The following is a 16,062-nucleotide window of genomic DNA, read 5'->3' on the forward strand; positions in this document are numbered from 1 at the left end:
GCGCTCCTCGAGGATGTCGAGCATCGCACCGCCGACCTGGCCGGTGGCGCCCACGACGGCGACGGAGAGTCCGGTGTCTGAGATGCGGGTCATGGGGAGTTCCTCAGCGTGGAGCGGACGCGCGGGCGTCGTCGGTCGCGCGGGGGTTGCCCGATTCTACCGCTCCGCTCCGAGGGCGTTCCGTCCGCGCTACGCCCCGTGTGCGAGGGTGGCGAAGATCCGCAGGGAGTTGGCAGTCATCGCGGCACTCGTGTCAGCGCCCGGTGCCGGCGTAGACGACGGCCTCGGTGTCGCCGTCGAGCCCGTACGCGGTGTGCACGACGCGAGCGGCCTCGGCGAGGTCGTCGCCACGCACCACGACCGAGATGCGGATCTCGGACGTCGAGATCATCTCGATGTTGATGCCCGCGACCGACAGCGCCTCGAACAGCGTCGCCGACACACCCGAGTGCGTGCGCATGCCGGCGCCCACGACGGACAGCTTGCCGATCTGGTCGTCGTGCACGAGGCTCTCGAAGCCGATCGCGTCTTTGTCGGCCGCGAGCGCGCGCAGCGCCGCCGGCGCATCCGCCTTGGGAAGCGTGAACGAGATGTCGGTGCGACCGGTCGCCGCCGCCGAGACGTTCTGCACGATCATGTCGACGTTCGCACCCGAGCGCGCGACGAGCTTGAAGATCTCGGCCGCCTTGCCCGGCACGTCGGGCACGCCGATGATCGTGATCTTCGCCTGGCTGAGGTCGGTCGCGACGCCTGCGACGATCGGCTCTTCCATGTGTTCTCCCTTGTGGGCGTCCGTGTCGGCGTTCTTCTGGCCGTCGGGCACCGTCATGCCCGGGCCGAGCACATACGTCCCGACGCTCGAGCTGAACGTCGAGCGCGCGTGGATCATCACGCCGTGGCGGCGTGCGTACTCGACGGCGCGGATGTAGAGCACCTTCGCACCGTTCGCGGCGAGCTCGAGCATCTCCTCTGCGGAGACGACGTCGAGTTTGCGGGCCCTCGGCACGACGCGCGGGTCGGCGGTGAAGATGCCGTCGACATCGCTGTAGATCTCGCACACGTCGGCGTCGAGCGCCGCCGCGAGGGCGACGGCGGTCGTGTCGGACCCGCCGCGGCCGAGCGTCGTGATGTCTCGCGTGTCCCGGTTGAAGCCCTGGAAGCCGGCGACGATGACGATGGCGCCCTCGTCGAGCGCCTCGCGCAGGCGCACCGGCGTGACGTCGACGATGCGCGCCGCGCCGTGGTCAGCGGTGGTGATCATGCCCGCCTGGCTGCCCGTGAACGAGCGCGCCTCGAAGCCCATCGAGTGGATCGCCATGGCGAGCAGGGCCATCGAGATGCGCTCGCCGCTCGACAGGAGCATGTCGAGCTCGCGGGGCGCCGGGATCGGCGCGACCTGCGCGGCCAGCTCCAGCAGCTCGTCGGTCGTGTCGCCCATCGCGCTCACCGCGACGACGACGTCGTTGCCGGCGCGGCGCGTGTCGACGATGCGCTTCGCGACGCGCTTGATGCTCTCGGCGTCGGCGACGGACGAGCCGCCGTACTTCTGGACGATAAGCGCCACGTGGTTCTCCCGGGGATACGTCGGCGGGCTCCCGGCCGCGCCCGACGATCCATCTTACGATCGGCGCATTCCCGTGCCGTCATGCGACGGCCGGGGCATCCGAGGTCACACGCGGTGCGGCTCGGGCGCCTTCTCGTAGCGGTCGGACGCGATCATGAGCTCCGCCTGGCCACCCGTGAGCGAGCGCAGCTCGAGCACGTATCGCGCCAACTCCGCCTCGGGGGCGCTCGCGATGATGCGCGTCCGGCCGTCCTCGGTCGACTCCGTCGCGTTGACGCGCGCGCGGCGCGACGACAGGTCGGTGAGCACGGGACCCTGCAGGTCGGGCGGCACGGTGATCGTGACGATCGACACCGGCTCGAGCACGATCGTCCCCGCCTCGGCGAGGGCCGCCTTGACACCCATCGCGGCGGCGGTGCGGAACGCCATCTCCGACGAGTCGACGGAGTGCGACTTGCCGTCGTACAGCTCGACGCGAACGTCGACGACCGGATGCCCCTGCGGCCCGCCCGCCGCGAGGGCGTCGCGCGCCCCCTTCTCCACCGCGGGGATGTACTGCCGCGGCACCGCTCCCCCGACGACAGAGTCGACGAACTCGAAACCGGAGCCCGTGGGCAGGGGCGAGACGCGCAACTGCACCACGGCGAACTGCCCGTGCCCGCCGGACTGCTTCTTGAGGCGCCCCTCCGCCTGGGCCGGACGCGCGATCGTCTCGCGATACGCGACCGGCGCGGGACCGGTCGTGACGTGCACGCCGAGCACGCGCGCGAGCCGTTCGACCGCGACCGCGAGGTGCGTGTCGCCGAGCCCGCGGAGGATCGTCTCGCCGCCCGTGCGGTCGAGCACGAGGGTCGGGTCCTCGGCGAGCAGGCGCGCCAGCGCACCGGACAGCTTCGCGTCGTCGGACTGGCTCACCGGCGTGAGGGTCACGGCGTACACGGGCTCGCGATGCGGGAGCGGCGCGGGGCGCGCGGTTCCCTGTGCGCGCGACCACAGGATCGAGCCGGACGGCGAGCCGGTGAGCTTCGCGACGGCACCCACCTCTCCACAGCGAAGTGCGTCGGCCGGGACATGCTGCGACCCGCGCAGCCGGAACAGCGCCGGCATCCGCTCTTCGGTTCCCGTCGTCGCATTGCGCAGCTTGTCGCTCGGGCGCAGCGTGCCCGACAGCACCTTGAGCATCGCGATCTGCCCGACGAACGGGTCGGCGACCGTGCGGAAGACGTGGACGACGGTCTCTCCCTCGGGGCTCGGGGCGACGGCGACCTCGGTGCCGCCCTCCCCGTCCGCCGAGCCGCCGACGACGATGCGCGTGTCGTGGTCGTGCGCCGAGGGCGTGAGCGCGCACAGCAGGTCGGCGACGCGATCGATGCCGGTGCCCGTCTCGGACGAGCACAGCAGCACGGGCACGGCCTCGCCGGACGCCACCTCGCGCGCGAATGTGCGCTCGAGCTCGTCGGGCGAGGGCTCTTCGCCCTCGAGGTACGCCTCGAGCTGCTCGTCGTCGTGCGACACGATCTCCTCGGTGACGCTCACGTGCAGGTCGTGCTCCTCGACGCGCGCCGACTCGGGGATCGGCTCCTCGTGATGGTGGCCGGACTCGTCGTACACGAGGGCGTGCTCGCTCAGCACGTCGGCGACCGCGTGGAAGTCCTGCTCCTCGCCGAGCGGCATCTCCAGCGGCCACAGCTTCTCGCCGAAGGCCGCACGCAGCTCGCCGAGCACGCGCCGGAAGTCGGCCCGCGCGCGGTCCTCCTGCGTCACGACGACCATGCGCGGCACCCCCGCGTGCTCGGTGGCGCTCCATGCGGCGCGCGTGCCCGCGTTCAGGCCGTCGACCGCGCTCACGACGATGACCGCGGCATCCGCGACGGCCAGCGCGGTGTCGACCGCGCCGATGAAATCCGGATGCCCCGGGGTGTCGATCAACGTGATGGCGCGTTCCACGCCGTCGGAGCACGGCCACGAGAGGTATGCGAGCGAGATGCCGAGCGTCGAGCCGCGGGCGATCTCCTCGGGATCGTGGTCGCATACGGTCGTGCCCTGCTCGATCGAGCCTTTGCGCGGTATCGCGCCGGCTTGGAACAGCAGCGCCTCTGCGAGCATCGTCTTGCCTGAGCCGGTCCCTCCCACGAGGGCGACCGTCCGGTGTCCGTTGCCGGGCGTCGGGTCCATTCACGCCTCCCACACCGATGTGGATGTTCCGTCCATCGTGCCTTGTGCCTCGCAGGATCGCCAGGGCTGACGGCATCCGCATAGGCGGCGCTAGCATCCGGGCATGGATCAGCTGGAGCTGTGGAAGGACTTCAACGTCGCGATGGTCGGCGCGACCGCGGCACTCGCGGGCCTCGTGATCGTCGCCGCGAGCGTGAACATCGCCGAGATCATCAAGGCGTCCACGCTCACCGCGCGCCTCGCGGCCGCGATCGCAACGCTCGTGCTGGCGATCACGACGACCGGCGCAGGACTCATCCCGGGTATCGCTCCCCGGTGGTACGGAGCGATCGTCCTCGTGGCGGCGCTGCTGGCGGGCGGGTTCCAGATCCATGCCGCGTCGAGGATCGCGCGCGACCGGTCGCCCCAGGTGCGTATGCGGCTCGCGAACTCCACGCTGGGCTTCCTGCCCCTGGTCGCCTACGCCATCGGCGGCGTGCTGCTGCTCCTCTCGGTTCCGGACGCGATGATCGCGCTGGCCGTCGGCACGCTCACCGCGATCGTGTCGGCGATCGGCGTCTCGTGGGTGGCCCTCGTCGAGGTTCTGCGCTGACTCAGGGCCGGGGACTCAGGGCGAGAGCGGCGGCAGCTCGTCGACCTTGTCGCGAACGCGCAGACGGCCGCCGGTCGCCGCCAGCCAGCACCCGAAGATGACGAGCGGGAAGCCCACGAGCAGACCGAGGGTGATCTCCTCGCCGAGGATGATGGCGCCGAGGATGATCGCGACGACGGGGTTCACGTATGTGAACAGCGGCGCCCGCGCGGGCCCCACGCGCGCGATGAGCGCGAAGAAGACGATGAACGCGAGGGCCGTGCACAGCACCGCCAGCAGCACGAGCGACACGGTGCTCGGCGTCGTCGGCACCTCGTGCTGCGTGAGCAGGGCGATCGGCAGATAGAAGAGGCCGACCGCGGCGAGCGCGAGGGTGACGCTGCCGAGCGATGGCACGTCCTTGAGCTTCGTGGCGACGATGAACGGAGCGATCGCGTACAGGACGGCCACGAGCAGCACCTCGCCGACGGCGATGAGCCCTCCGCCGCCCTCGACGGCGAGCCCCGGGCCGGCCACGATCACCGCGACACCCGCGAAGCCGATCACGAGCCCGATCGAGCGGGCGCGCCCGAGCGCGGTGCGGTCGCCGCCCGCGAACGCGATCACGGCGGCGAACAGCGGCACCGTCGAGACGAGGAGCCCGGTCAGCCCCGACGGGATCGTCTGCTCGGCGTGGCTCAGCAGCAGGAAGGGCCCTGCCATCTCGATCGCCCCGAACGCGAGCACCCACCCGATCTTCGACCACGCGGGTCGCAGCGCCTTCTGGCGGATCGCGAACGGCAGGAGGATCAGCGCGCCGAGCAGCGTGCGCCCGGCGACGACCGCCGCCGGCGAGTACGAGTCGACGGCGACGCGGATGAACAGATACGGGATGCCCCACAGCACCGCCATGGCCGCGAACAGCAGCCATGCGCGGGCGTCGAACCGCTGTGCCGCGTTCACAGTGAGCGTCTGCCCTCGAACGCGCGGCCGAGGGTGACCTCATCGGCGTACTCGAGGTCGCCGCCGACGGGCAGGCCGGACGCGAGACGCGTCACGGAGATCTCGAGCGTGTGCAGGAGGCGGCTGAGGTACGTGGCGGTCGCCTCGCCCTCGAGGTTGGGGTTCGTCGCGATGATGACCTCTTTCACCGTGCCGTCGGCGAGCCGCTGCATGAGCTGCGTGATGCGCAGGTCGTCGGGGCCGACGCCCGCGATCGGACTGATCGCGCCGCCGAGCACGTGGTACAGGCCGCGGAACTCGCGCGTGCGCTCGATCGCCGCGACGTCCTTCGCGTCTTCGACGACGCAGATGACCGTCGTGTCGCGGCGCGGGTCGCGGCAGATCGCGCAGCGCTCCTGCTCGGAGACGTTGCCGCACACCTCGCAGAACCGCACCTTCTCGCGCACCTCGCCGAGCAGCTGCGCGAGCCGGGACACGTCGAAGTTCGGCGTCTGCAGGATGTGGAACGCAATGCGCTGCGCCGACTTCGGCCCGATGCCCGGAAGGCGGCCGAACTCGTCGATCAGCTCTTGGACGATGCCGTCGTACATGGCTAGCTGAACCTCGTCGGCGGCTCGTAGGGCTCCTCACGCACGAAGCGCGCTCCGAGCACCTGGCGCACGACTGCCTCGCCGTATCGCTGGGGACCCCCGGATGCCGCGGCCGGCCGCACCGGCGCAGGAGGGACGACCGGCGGCACCGGCGCCTCGACCTCGGTCACCGGCTCCCCGTCGTCGTCTTCGGTCTCGATCGAGGTCTCGACCTCGTCTGCCGGCAGCACGTCGCCCTCGCGAGCGGGTGCCAGCGTCGCGATGCGCACGGCGGCGACCGCCTCTTCGGGCTCGTCGTCGACCGCGAGGTGCGGCGTCGCCGGCGGGCCTTCGGCACCGGGAGCAGGGGTGTCGGGGATCGGGGCGACCGCCCACTCGGTGACCGGAGCGGCGGCGTACGTCGTGGCTACGCGGGCTCTCGCAGGGTCGGGCTCGGGTTCGCCCCGCGTGCCCTCCGCGGGGCCCCCGCCGCCCGACTCGGGCTCGCGGCCGCCGGGCTCGTGCCGCGCGATGTACCGCACACGGAAGCCGAGCACCGCGTTGATCGCCGTGCGCAGGTCTTCGCTCGGCCCACCCGGGAGCTTCTTGAACTTCGCGAGGTCGGACGGGCTCGGGAAGGCGAGGGTGAGCACATCGTCGGCGAGGTCGACGACGCGAGCGGTCTGCGCGACCATCCACGACGTGCGGTTGATGTCGCTCAGACGCGCGAGCACGTCGGGCCACGCCGCGCGCACCGTCTCGAGCGTGATGGGTCCGGCGGGCGGCGCGGGATCCGCGGCAGGCTCGGGCGCGGGTGCCGGTGCGGGTGCCGGTGCGGGAGCCGGGGCAGCAGCGGGAGCGGCCGCCGGCACCGCAGCGACGGGCGCAGCAGCGGCGGCGGGCGCCGTCGCGTACGTCAGCACGCGCGCCACCATGAGCTCGAGCTGCAGGCGCGGCGATGTCGCACCCGTCATCTCGTCGAGGGCAGCGATCACGATGTCGGCCGTGCGCGAGAGGCGCGCGGCGCCGAACGCGTCGGCCTGGCGCCGGTACCGGGCGAGGTCGTCGGTCGAGACGCCGCGCAGCACGGCCGCCGCGCCCTCGCCCGTCGCCGCGACGACGATGAGATCGCGCAGACGCTCGAGCAGGTCGTCGACGAAGCGCCGCGGGTCCTGCCCCGTCTGCACGACGCGGTCGACCGCGGCGAACGCCGCGGCGGCATCCGCCGACGCGAACGCGTCGACCACCTCGTCGAGGAGCTCGGCGTGCGTGTAGCCGAGGAGCGACACCGCCCGCGCGTACTGCACGCGCACGGCTCCGGAGTCCGCCGCATCCGACCCCGCGATCAGCTGGTCGAGCAGCGACAGCGTGTCTCGCGGCGAGCCGCCGCCGGCCCGCACGACGAGCGGGAGCACACCCGCCTCGACCTCGACGCCCTCCTGCGCGCACAGCTCTTCGACGTACGCGAGCATCGCGGCGGGCGGTACGAGGCGGAACGGATAGTGGTGCGTGCGCGAGCGGATCGTGCCGATGACCTTCTCGGGCTCGGTCGTCGCGAAGATGAACTTGACGTGGTCGGGCGGCTCTTCGACGAGCTTGAGCAGCGCGTTGAAGCCCTGCGGCGTCACCATGTGCGCCTCGTCGAGGATGAAGATCTTGTAGCGATCGCGCGCGGGCGCGAACACCGCGCGCTCGCGCAGGTCGCGGGCGTCGTCGACGCCGTTGTGCGAGGCCGCGTCGATCTCGACGACGTCGAGCGACCCGCCGCCGTTGCGCCCCAGCTCGATGCAGCTCTCGCACGTGCCGCACGGCGTGTCGGTGGGGCCCTCGGCGCAGTTGAGGCAGCGCGCGAGGATGCGCGCGGACGTCGTCTTGCCGCACCCGCGCGGGCCGGAGAAGAGGTAGGCGTGGCCGACGCGGTCGCCGCGCAGCGCGGTCATGAGCGGTTCGGTGACCTGCGACTGACCGATCATCTCGCCGAACGTCTCGGGCCGGTAGCGGCGGTAGAGGGCGGTGGTCACCCCCACAGCCTACGGCGTGCCGACGACATCGCGGCGGTCGACTCGGGCGGTGCGCTAGACGTCGATCGGCACGTGCCCGTCGGGGTCGGGCACGATCACCGGGATCGTCGAGGTGACCGTCGGCACCGACGCCGACAGGAGCGTCCCGTCCTCGCGACGGATGTCGGCGAACTGGCGCTGCGTCGGGCGGCCCGGGATGATCGGGCCCTGGTCGGCGAGCGGCACGACGACCTCTTCGCCCGGTCCGATCATGTACGGCGTGCCCCGCACGCTGAAGCCGACGTGCGTGCCGTCCTCCGACGCGCGCACCGTGAGCGAGTCGCGGCGCAGCGTGATGTCGAGGCGCGTGCCCTGCCACTCCAGCGCGTACGAGAGCTCGGGCCACGCCGCGGGCAGGCGCGGGTCGAAGGTGAGCTCGCCGAAGTGGTCGCGCATGCCGCCGAAGCCGCACACGAGCGCGGTCCACACGCCGCCGGCCGACGCGACGTGCACGCCGTCGGCGGCGTTGTGGTGCAGGTCGGCGAGGTCGACGAAGAGCGACTGGCGGAAGTACTCGAGCGCGAGGTCCTGGTAGCCCACCTCTGCGGCGAGGATCGACTGCACGACGGCGGAGAGAGTCGAGTCCCCCGTGGTCAGCGGGTCGTAGTACTCGAAGTCGGCGAGCTTGTCCTCGGGCGAGAAGTGGTTGCCCTGCAGGAACAGCGCGAGCACGACGTCGGCCTGCTTGAGCACCTGGTACCGGTAGATCACGAGCGGGTGGTAGTGCAGCAGGAGCGGCCGCTTGTCGGCCGGCGTGTTCTCGAGATCCCAGATCTCGCGCTCGAGGAACACGTGGTCCTGCGGGTGGATGCCGAGCGCCGGGCTGAAGGGGATGTACATCGCCTCGGCGGCGCGCTCCCACGCATCCGCCTCGCCCGCTTCGAGGTTGAGGCGCGTCACCATCGTGCGGAACGCCTCGCCGTCGGCGGCGGCGAGCTCGCGCACCACGCGCGCCGCGAAGCGCAGGTTGAACCGCGCCATGACGTTCGTGAACAGGTTGTCGTTCACGACGGTCGTGTACTCGTCGGGGCCGGTCACGCCGTGGATGTGGAACGTGCGCTCGCCGTCGTCGCTCGTGCGCCAGAACCCGAGCGTCGTCCACAGGCGAGCCGTCTCGACCGCGATGTCGATGCCCTCGCGGTGCAGGAAGTCCTGGTCGCCCGTCGCCCGCACGTACTTCGCGAGGGCGTAGACGATGTCGGCGTTGATGTGGAACTGCGCCGTGCCGGCGGCGTAATAGGCGGATGCCTCTTCACCGCTGATCGTCCGCCACGGGAAGAGCGCACCTGCCTCGTTCAACTGGAACGCGCGGCGGCGGGCGGCGGGGAGCATGAGGTACCGCATCCGCAGTGCGTTCCGCGCCCACTGCGGCGTCGTGTACGTGAGGAACGGCAGGACGTAGATCTCGGTGTCCCAGAAGTAGTGGCCGCTGTAGCCCGAGCCCGTCATTCCCTTCGCGGGCACGCCGAGCCCGTCGGCGCGCGCCGACGCCTGAGCGAGTTGGAACAGACACCAGCGCGTCGCCTGCTGCAGGTCGTCGTGACCCGCGATGCGCACGTCGGAGCGATCCCAGAACCCGGCGAGCCACTCGGCCTGGTGCGCGAGCAGCGCGTCGCACCCGGTCGCCATCGCGCGGTCGAGCGTGCGACGGCAGCGGTCGACGAGCTCGCGCGGGGGGACGCCGCGCGACGTGTGGTACGCCACGAACTTCGTGACCGTCGTCGGAACGCCCGCGCGCGCGTGCACGCGGAACACGTTCTTCGCGATGTCGGGCTCGATGAGCCGGCGCGCCTCGACCTCGTTCTCGGTCTCGACGACGTGGTCGGCGGCGACGCCGAGCGCCATGCCGGACTGGGTCACGCGGTAGCCGAAGGCGGAGCGGTTCTCGTCCTGCCAGTACTCCTGCGGCTGGAGCACGCGCTCCTCGATGCGCTCGGCCTTGCGGGGGTCGAACCCCGCCTTCTTCGGCACGATCGGCGTGCCGCCGTAGACGTTCTCGCCGTCCTGACGGTTGATCACCTGGCAGCTGATCGTGACGGGCGCGTCGGAGTTGAGGACCGTGATCGACAGGCGCAGCACGGCGAGGTGCTTCTCCTCGAACGAGACGAAGCGCTCGTCCTCGACGACGACGTCCTTGCCCGACGGCGTCATCCACCGGATGTGGCGCCGCAGCACGCCCTCGCGCATGTCGAGCACGCGCTCGTACTCGCGCACGTCGGCGACGTCGAGAGACAGCGGCTCGTCGTCGACGTACACGCGCATGACCTTCGCGTCGGGCGCGTTGATGATCGTCTGCCCGATCTCGGCGAAGCCGTACGCGTTCTCGGCGTGACGGATCTGGAAGGTCTCGTGGAACCCGTTGATGTAGGTGCCGTGCTCGTACTCGTGGCGCCCCTCGGGGAAGTTTCCGCGCAGTCCGAGGTAGCCGTTCGCGACGGCGAACAGGGTCTCGGTCACGCCGACGTCTTCGAGATCGATCGAGCGCTCGACGAGCCGCCACGGATCCACGGGGAAGCGGTCGCGGTCGATCATGCGATGAACTCCTCCAGGTCATCGACGACGATGTGGGCACCGGCCTCGCGCAGCACGTCGGCTCCGACGCCGCGGTCGACCCCGACCACGAGGCCGAAGCCGCCCTGTGCGGCGGACTTCACGCCGCTGAGCGCATCCTCGACGGCCGCGCTGCGCGCGGGCTCGGCGCCGAGCATGCGGGCAGCCTCGATGAAGACGTCGGGAGCGGGCTTGGAGGCGAGCTGGTCGCGCTCGGCGATGACGCCGTCCATGACGACGGCGAAGCGGTCGCGGATGCCGGCGACATCGAGCACCTCGCCGGCGTTCTTCGAGCTCGACACGACCGCGACGGGGACTCCGGCTTCCTTCAGTCGGTCGAGCAGCGCGAGCGAGCCCGGGTACGGAGCGATGCCCTCCTGGCGGAGGACGCGCTCGAACACCTCGTTCTTGCGGTTGCCGATGCCGCACACGGTGTCGGCGCTCGGCGGGTCGGACGGGTCGCCCCACGGCACCTCGATGTCGCGGCTGTGGAGCAGGCTCGCGACGCCGTCGTAGCGCTTCTTGCCGTCGAGGTAGGCGAAGTAGTCGTCATCGGTGTACGGCGGCTCGATGCCCCACTGGGCGAAGAGCTCCTCGAACATCGCACGCCACGCGTGCATGTGCACTTCCGCGGTCGGGGTGAGGACGCCGTCGAGGTCGAACAGCACGGCGTCGTACGTGGTGAGGTCGGGAAGGGACGTCACGGCGAAAGCGGGCCTCCGGGCAGGGTGCTGGCGGGATCCCTGCAAGCGTAGTCGCGCCGAACCTGAGCGCACACCCTGAGTCAGGACTGTGCGACCGCGAGCGTCTGGCGCGCGATCTCGAGCTCCTCGTTCGTCGGCACGACGAGGACCGTCGTGCGCGACGCATCCGTCGAGATCACGCGGATGCCGCCCCGCCGCTCCGTGTTCCGAGCCTCGTCGATCTCGATCCCCGCGAACCCGAAGGTCGCGAGCGCGGCGGCGCGCACGCGCGCGGAGTTCTCGCCGACGCCCGCCGTGAAGGAGATCACGTCGGCACCGCCGAGGGCGGCCATGTACGCACCCGCGTACGCGCGCAGGCGGTGGATGTACACGTCGAAGGCGAGGGTGGCTGCGGCATCCCCCCTGTCGACGCCCGCCTCGATGTCGCGCATGTCGCTGACGCCCGCGAGGCCCAGCAGTCCGCTGCGCTTGTTGAGCAGGTCGTCGAGATCGTCGACCGACAGTTGTGCACGCCGGGCGAGGTGGAAGAGGACGGCGGGGTCGATGTCTCCCGAGCGCGTGCCCATCACGAGACCTTCGAGCGGCGTCATGCCCATCGACGTGTCGACCGAGCGTCCGCCGTCGACCGCGGTGACCGACGCGCCGTTGCCGAGGTGGAACACGATCTGCGTGAGGTCGGCGAGCGGGCGGCCGAGGAATTCCGCCGCCGCCTCGCTCACGAACTTGTGGCTCGTGCCGTGGAAGCCGTAGCGCCGCACGCGGTGGGAGGCGGCGAGGTCGGCGTCGATCGCGTACGTGTAGGCCGCGGGCGGGAGCGTCTGGTGGAACGCGGTGTCGAACACGGCGACGTGCGGCACGTCGGGGAACGTGATCCGTGCGGCCTTGATGCCCTCGAGGTTCGGCGGATTGTGGAGCGGTGCGAGCTCGGAGAGGTCCTCGATGTTGATCTCGACGAGAGGTGTGATGAGGGTCGGCTCGAAGAAGCGCGCCCCGCCGTGCACGACGCGGTGGCCGACGGCGATGGGCGGATGCTCCTCCAGCAGCGGCCCGTGCTCGGAGAACGCGTCGAGCATCACTCGGAAACCTGCGGTGTGGTCGGGGATCGGCAGCTGCCGCGTGAATGTCGCGTCGAGCATCGCGGTGGCGGGGCCCTCGCGGTTCGGGTTGGTGACGGTGTGGCGTGACGTTCCGTCGGCCTGCCCGATGCGCTCGACGAGGCCGGTCGCGAGCACCTGCTCGGTGTCCATGTCGATGAGCTGGTACTTGAACGACGAGGAGCCGCTGTTGACGACCAGGACGACACTCACGCGGACTCCCCCTGCGCCTGGATCGCGGTGATCGCGATCGTGTTGACGATGTCCTGCACGAGCGCGCCGCGCGACAGGTCGTTGATCGGCTTGTTGAGCCCCTGCAGCACGGGCCCGATCGCGACGGCCCCCGCGGAGCGCTGCACCGCCTTGTACGTGTTGTTGCCCGTGTTCAGGTCGGGGAAGATGAACACCGTCGCGCGGCCGGCGACCTGCGAGTCGGGCATCTTCGTCGCGGCGACCGCCGCGTCGGCGGCGGCGTCGTACTGGATCGGCCCCTCGACGAGCAGCTCGGGTGCTCTCTCGCGGACGAGCGCGGTCGCCTCGCGCACCTTCTCGACGTCGGCGCCCGAACCCGACTCCCCCGTCGAGTACGACAGCATGGCGATGCGCGGCTCGATGCCGAACTGACGTGCGGTGCCGGCGGACGAGATCGCGATGTCGCAGAGCTGCTCGCTCGTCGGATCGGGCACCACGGCGCAGTCGCCGTACACGAGCACGCGGTCGGCGAGCGCCATGAAGAAGACGCTCGAGACGACGGACACACCGGGCTTGGTCTTGATGACCTCGAACGCGGGGCGGATCGTGTGCGCGGTCGTGTGGGCTGCGCCCGAGACCATGCCGTCGGCGAGTCCGAGGTGCACCATCATCGTGCCGAAGTACGACACATCCGTGACCGTGTCCGCCGCCTTCTCGTACGTGACGCCCTTGTGGGCGCGCACGCGCGCGTACTCCTCCGCGAAGCGATGCACGTGCTCCGGGTCGAACGGGCTCAGCAGCCGGGCTTCGCCCAGGTCGACGCCGAGCTCGGTCGCGCGTGCCCGCACGTCGCCCGGCTCGCCGAGGATCACGAGATCGGCGATGCCGCGCTTGAGCACGGTGCCCGCGGCGCGCAGGATGCGGTCGTCGTCCCCCTCCGGCAGCACGATGCGCTTGCGCTGCGACCGCGCGCGCTCGATGAGCTGGAACTCGAACATGAGGGGCGTCACGACCGTCGCGTGCGCCACGCCGAGCGCGCGCGTGAGCTCCTCGGTGTCGACGTTGGTCTCGAAGAGGGCGAGCGCGGTGTCGTAGCGCCGCTGCGAGTCGGCGGCGAGGCGCCCGCGCGTGCCCATGATCCGCACCGCGGTCTCGTACGTGCCATAGGGGCTCGTGACGATCGGCAGCTTCGAGCCGAGGCCGTCGATGAGCCGCCGAACGGGGTCGGGGATCTCGAACGGCCCGTTGAGCACGATGCCGGCGAGCGACGGGAACGTTCCCGACGAGTTCGCGAGCAGCGTCGCCAGCAGGACTTCGGACCGGTCGGCGGCGATCACCACGACGGCGCCCTCCAGCAGCCGCGGCAGCACGTTCACCATGGACATGCCGGCGACGACGACGCTGAGGGCCGGACGCGTCAGCAGCTCCGGGTCGCCGGAGACGAGCTCCCCGCCGAGCGACCGCATGATGCCGCGCATCGACGGCGCGACCAGGTACGGGTCCTCGGGGATCGCCCACACCGGCACGGCGCCGTCGGTGTGCCGCGGATGCGCCGCCGCGATCGCCTGCCTGATCGCTGCGATCGTCTCCGTCTTGTGCTCCGGATCGGCGCGGTTCGCGACGATCGCGAAGAGCTCGGCGCGTCCGTGCGCGAGCTCCGCGATCGCGAGGTGCGCGAGCTGCCCCATCTCGGCCGGAGTGCGGGGCTGCGACGAACCGAGCTGCTCGGGCTTGGCGTCGACCGTGCGGCCCCCGAGCACAAGGAGTACGGGTACACCGAGGTTCGCCGCGATGCGCGCGTTGTAGCCGAGCTCGGCGGGGCTGCCGACATCCGTGTAGTCCGAACCCACGATCACGACCGCGTCGCACCGCGCCTCGACGGACTTGTACCGCTCGACGATCGTGGCGAGCGCGGCATCCGGATCGGCTCGCACCTCGTCGTAGGTCGCGCCGATGCAGTCGTCGTAGTCGAGGTCGACGCCGTCGTGCGCGAGGAGCATCTCCAGCACGTAGTCGCGCTCGACCGTCGAGCGGGCGATGGAGCGGAACACGCCGACCTTGGGCGTCGCGCGGCTCAGCGCGTCGAGCACACCGAGTGCGACGGTGGACTTTCCGGAGTGGCCTTCGGCGGACGTGATGTAGATGCTCTGCGCCACACCGAGAGCCTATTGGCGCGGCGGGGAAAAGTAAGACTCTCCGCGAACCCGGCAGAGCCCGGTTACCCTTGCTACGTTTCCGTCCTGGGGGAGTTGGCCTGGATGCCGCCTCGCGGAGAGCTTCCGACAGTCTACCTGCTCCGGAGGGCTGCCTGCTGCCGAGGGTCGGTCACTCCTCGAGCGGAATGACCCGCGCGCCCGCGGCCTCGGCGATGACGAGCGCACGTCGCGCCGACACGCCGCGCAGCGACTCCACCAGCCCGGGGATCGCCTCGTCTCCGAGCGCTCCGCCGTCGTCGGTCGTCCGCCACACCGTGACGGGCACCCCGAGCTCGGCGCGGATGTGCGTCGCGATCGGGTCCGCCTCGCCCCCGGCGACGAGGACGACTCTCGCGAGGGCGGGCCGCTCGGGGGCCGTCGTGGTCGGCGCGACGCGGCGATCGCGCTGCCAGATCACGAGGTGGTAGGCGAACACGACGGCCGTCGCGCACAGGAGACCGAACGGTGCGCGGATGTGCTCGATGAGCCCGCCCGCTCCCCCGACGATGAGCACCTCGAGCACGCGGTACCCGATCACCAGGAGCGCGACGAGGGCGACGATCGCGCTCGCGCCGAACACGACGACGAGGTACACGCGGCGGGCGGGGTCTGCGGCATCCGTCTCGCCCACCGCCCGGTGGGGACCCCACGCGATCCACCACACGGGCGCACCGACGACGAGGGCGCTGAGCCCTCCGAGCAGGAGCGTGCGCGGGTTCGAGTCGACGAGCGTCGGGCCGAGGGTCGCGAGCAGCGCGTTGATCACGACGCCGAAGCCGCTCGCGGCGCCGATGAGCGCGACGCCCGAGACCACGAGGCGGGCGGCGCGGCGCGCGCGCTCCGAGCGGGCGGACATGACCTGACGGTGGTAGTCCCAGACGATCGCGCCGACGAGCGCCGCTCCGATCGCGGGGCCGAGCGGCGAGAGCATCTCGGCGGGGGCATCCGTGTCGAACAGCAGTCGCAGCACCACGAACAGCACTGTTCCGAGCCCGAGGAGGGCCGTCGCGGCGGAGGCGCCGATGATGACGACGAGCACGACGGTCGCGAAGCCGCCGCGCTCGTCGCGCGCCCCTTCGCGGAACCAGTGCCACCACCAGACGACCATGCCTACCGCGAGCCACACGAGCGCCTGGAGCACCGGCACGAACCACGTGCGCGAGTCGGCGAGCACGGGTGCGACGCCCACGAGGGCTTCCGACACGAGCGCGGCGATCGCGTTGACGGCACCGGATGCCGCGACCACGAGCCCGTACAGCGCCGACAGCTGCACGGGGAGCAGCGGCAGCCGCGTCGGTGCGGTCACCGGGCTGCGACGCATGTGGCGGTGCCACACCCAGATCCCCGCCCACACGATCGCGGCCGCCGCATCCGCGGGCTGCCACCGCCCGTCGATGCCGGCGTTCACGGTGATCGCGAGCGCCG

At 71.3% G+C, this 16,062-nt stretch carries 11 protein-coding genes and 1 other RNA gene; 1 reads left to right on the forward strand and 11 read right to left on the reverse strand.

Annotated elements, in window-relative coordinates; all coding sequences use genetic code 11:
- Positions 1-253: 253 nt before the first annotated feature.
- Positions 254-1,564 carry an aspartate kinase gene (locus tag VFF97_RS11670; RefSeq protein ID WP_325033673.1) on the reverse strand — a complete coding sequence of 437 codons (1,311 nt, stop codon included), beginning with the start codon at positions 1,562-1,564 and terminating at the stop codon, positions 254-256.
- Positions 1,565-1,669: 105 nt separating this feature from the next.
- On the reverse strand, positions 1,670-3,739 hold the full coding sequence (locus VFF97_RS11675; RefSeq protein WP_325033674.1) for an elongation factor G: 2,070 nt from the start codon (positions 3,737-3,739) through the stop codon (positions 1,670-1,672).
- 103 nt (positions 3,740-3,842) lie between these two features.
- Between VFF97_RS11675 and VFF97_RS11680 the strand changes: the two genes are divergently transcribed.
- Positions 3,843-4,331, forward strand: coding sequence for a hypothetical protein (locus tag VFF97_RS11680; RefSeq protein ID WP_325033675.1), 489 nt, complete (start codon positions 3,843-3,845; stop codon positions 4,329-4,331).
- A gap of 15 nt (positions 4,332-4,346) precedes the next feature.
- Here VFF97_RS11680 and VFF97_RS11685 read toward each other — a convergent pair whose 3' ends face one another.
- The 9 genes from VFF97_RS11685 to VFF97_RS11725 form a co-directional block, all read right to left on the reverse strand.
- Positions 4,347-5,273, reverse strand: coding sequence for a DMT family transporter (locus VFF97_RS11685; protein ID WP_325033676.1), 927 nt, complete (start codon positions 5,271-5,273; stop codon positions 4,347-4,349).
- Complete coding sequence (recR, locus tag VFF97_RS11690; protein ID WP_325033677.1) at positions 5,270-5,863, reverse strand: recombination mediator RecR; 594 nt, start codon at positions 5,861-5,863, stop codon at positions 5,270-5,272. The genes VFF97_RS11685 and recR overlap by 4 nt, the downstream gene beginning before the upstream one ends.
- Before the next feature lie 2 nt (positions 5,864-5,865).
- A complete protein-coding gene (locus VFF97_RS11695) occupies positions 5,866-7,863 on the reverse strand; it encodes a DNA polymerase III subunit gamma and tau (RefSeq protein WP_325033678.1) in 1,998 nt (665 codons plus the stop codon).
- A gap of 54 nt (positions 7,864-7,917) precedes the next feature.
- Positions 7,918-10,434, reverse strand: a complete 2,517-nt coding sequence (locus tag VFF97_RS11700) for a glycoside hydrolase family 65 protein (protein WP_325033679.1) — start codon at positions 10,432-10,434, stop codon at positions 7,918-7,920.
- A complete protein-coding gene (locus VFF97_RS11705) occupies positions 10,431-11,156 on the reverse strand; it encodes a beta-phosphoglucomutase family hydrolase (protein WP_325033680.1) in 726 nt (241 codons plus the stop codon). The genes VFF97_RS11700 and VFF97_RS11705 overlap by 4 nt, the downstream gene beginning before the upstream one ends.
- 80 nt (positions 11,157-11,236) lie before the next feature.
- Complete coding sequence (locus VFF97_RS11710; protein WP_325033681.1) at positions 11,237-12,463, reverse strand: acetate kinase; 1,227 nt, start codon at positions 12,461-12,463, stop codon at positions 11,237-11,239.
- Entirely contained in the window at positions 12,460-14,598 is a 2,139-nt protein-coding gene (pta, locus tag VFF97_RS11715) for a phosphate acetyltransferase (RefSeq protein ID WP_325033682.1), read from the reverse strand. The genes VFF97_RS11710 and pta overlap by 4 nt, the downstream gene beginning before the upstream one ends.
- Before the next feature lie 28 nt (positions 14,599-14,626).
- Positions 14,627-14,723, reverse strand: an RNA gene (ffs, locus tag VFF97_RS11720) — signal recognition particle sRNA small type.
- Positions 14,724-14,767: 44 nt separating this feature from the next.
- The coding region (locus tag VFF97_RS11725; protein ID WP_325033683.1) for a DUF5671 domain-containing protein at positions 14,768-16,062 on the reverse strand (1,295 nt) is incomplete at its 5' end.

The organism is Microbacterium sp. (assembly GCF_035687345.1).
In the GTDB taxonomy this organism is placed as follows: Bacteria; Actinomycetota; Actinomycetes; order Actinomycetales; family Microbacteriaceae; genus Microbacterium.

What these genes read in the sequence shown, in the direction of transcription:
- VFF97_RS11700 (WP_325033679.1), bottom strand. Translation starts at nt 10,434, where the DNA reads ATGATCGACCGCGACCGCTTCCCCGTGGATCCGTGGCGGCTCGTCGAG.
- VFF97_RS11675 (WP_325033674.1), bottom strand. Translation starts at nt 3,739, where the DNA reads ATGGACCCGACGCCCGGCAACGGACACCGGACGGTCGCCCTCGTGGGA.
- VFF97_RS11680 (WP_325033675.1), top strand. Translation starts at nt 3,843, where the DNA reads ATGGATCAGCTGGAGCTGTGGAAGGACTTCAACGTCGCGATGGTCGGC.
- recR (WP_325033677.1), bottom strand. Translation starts at nt 5,863, where the DNA reads ATGTACGACGGCATCGTCCAAGAGCTGATCGACGAGTTCGGCCGCCTT.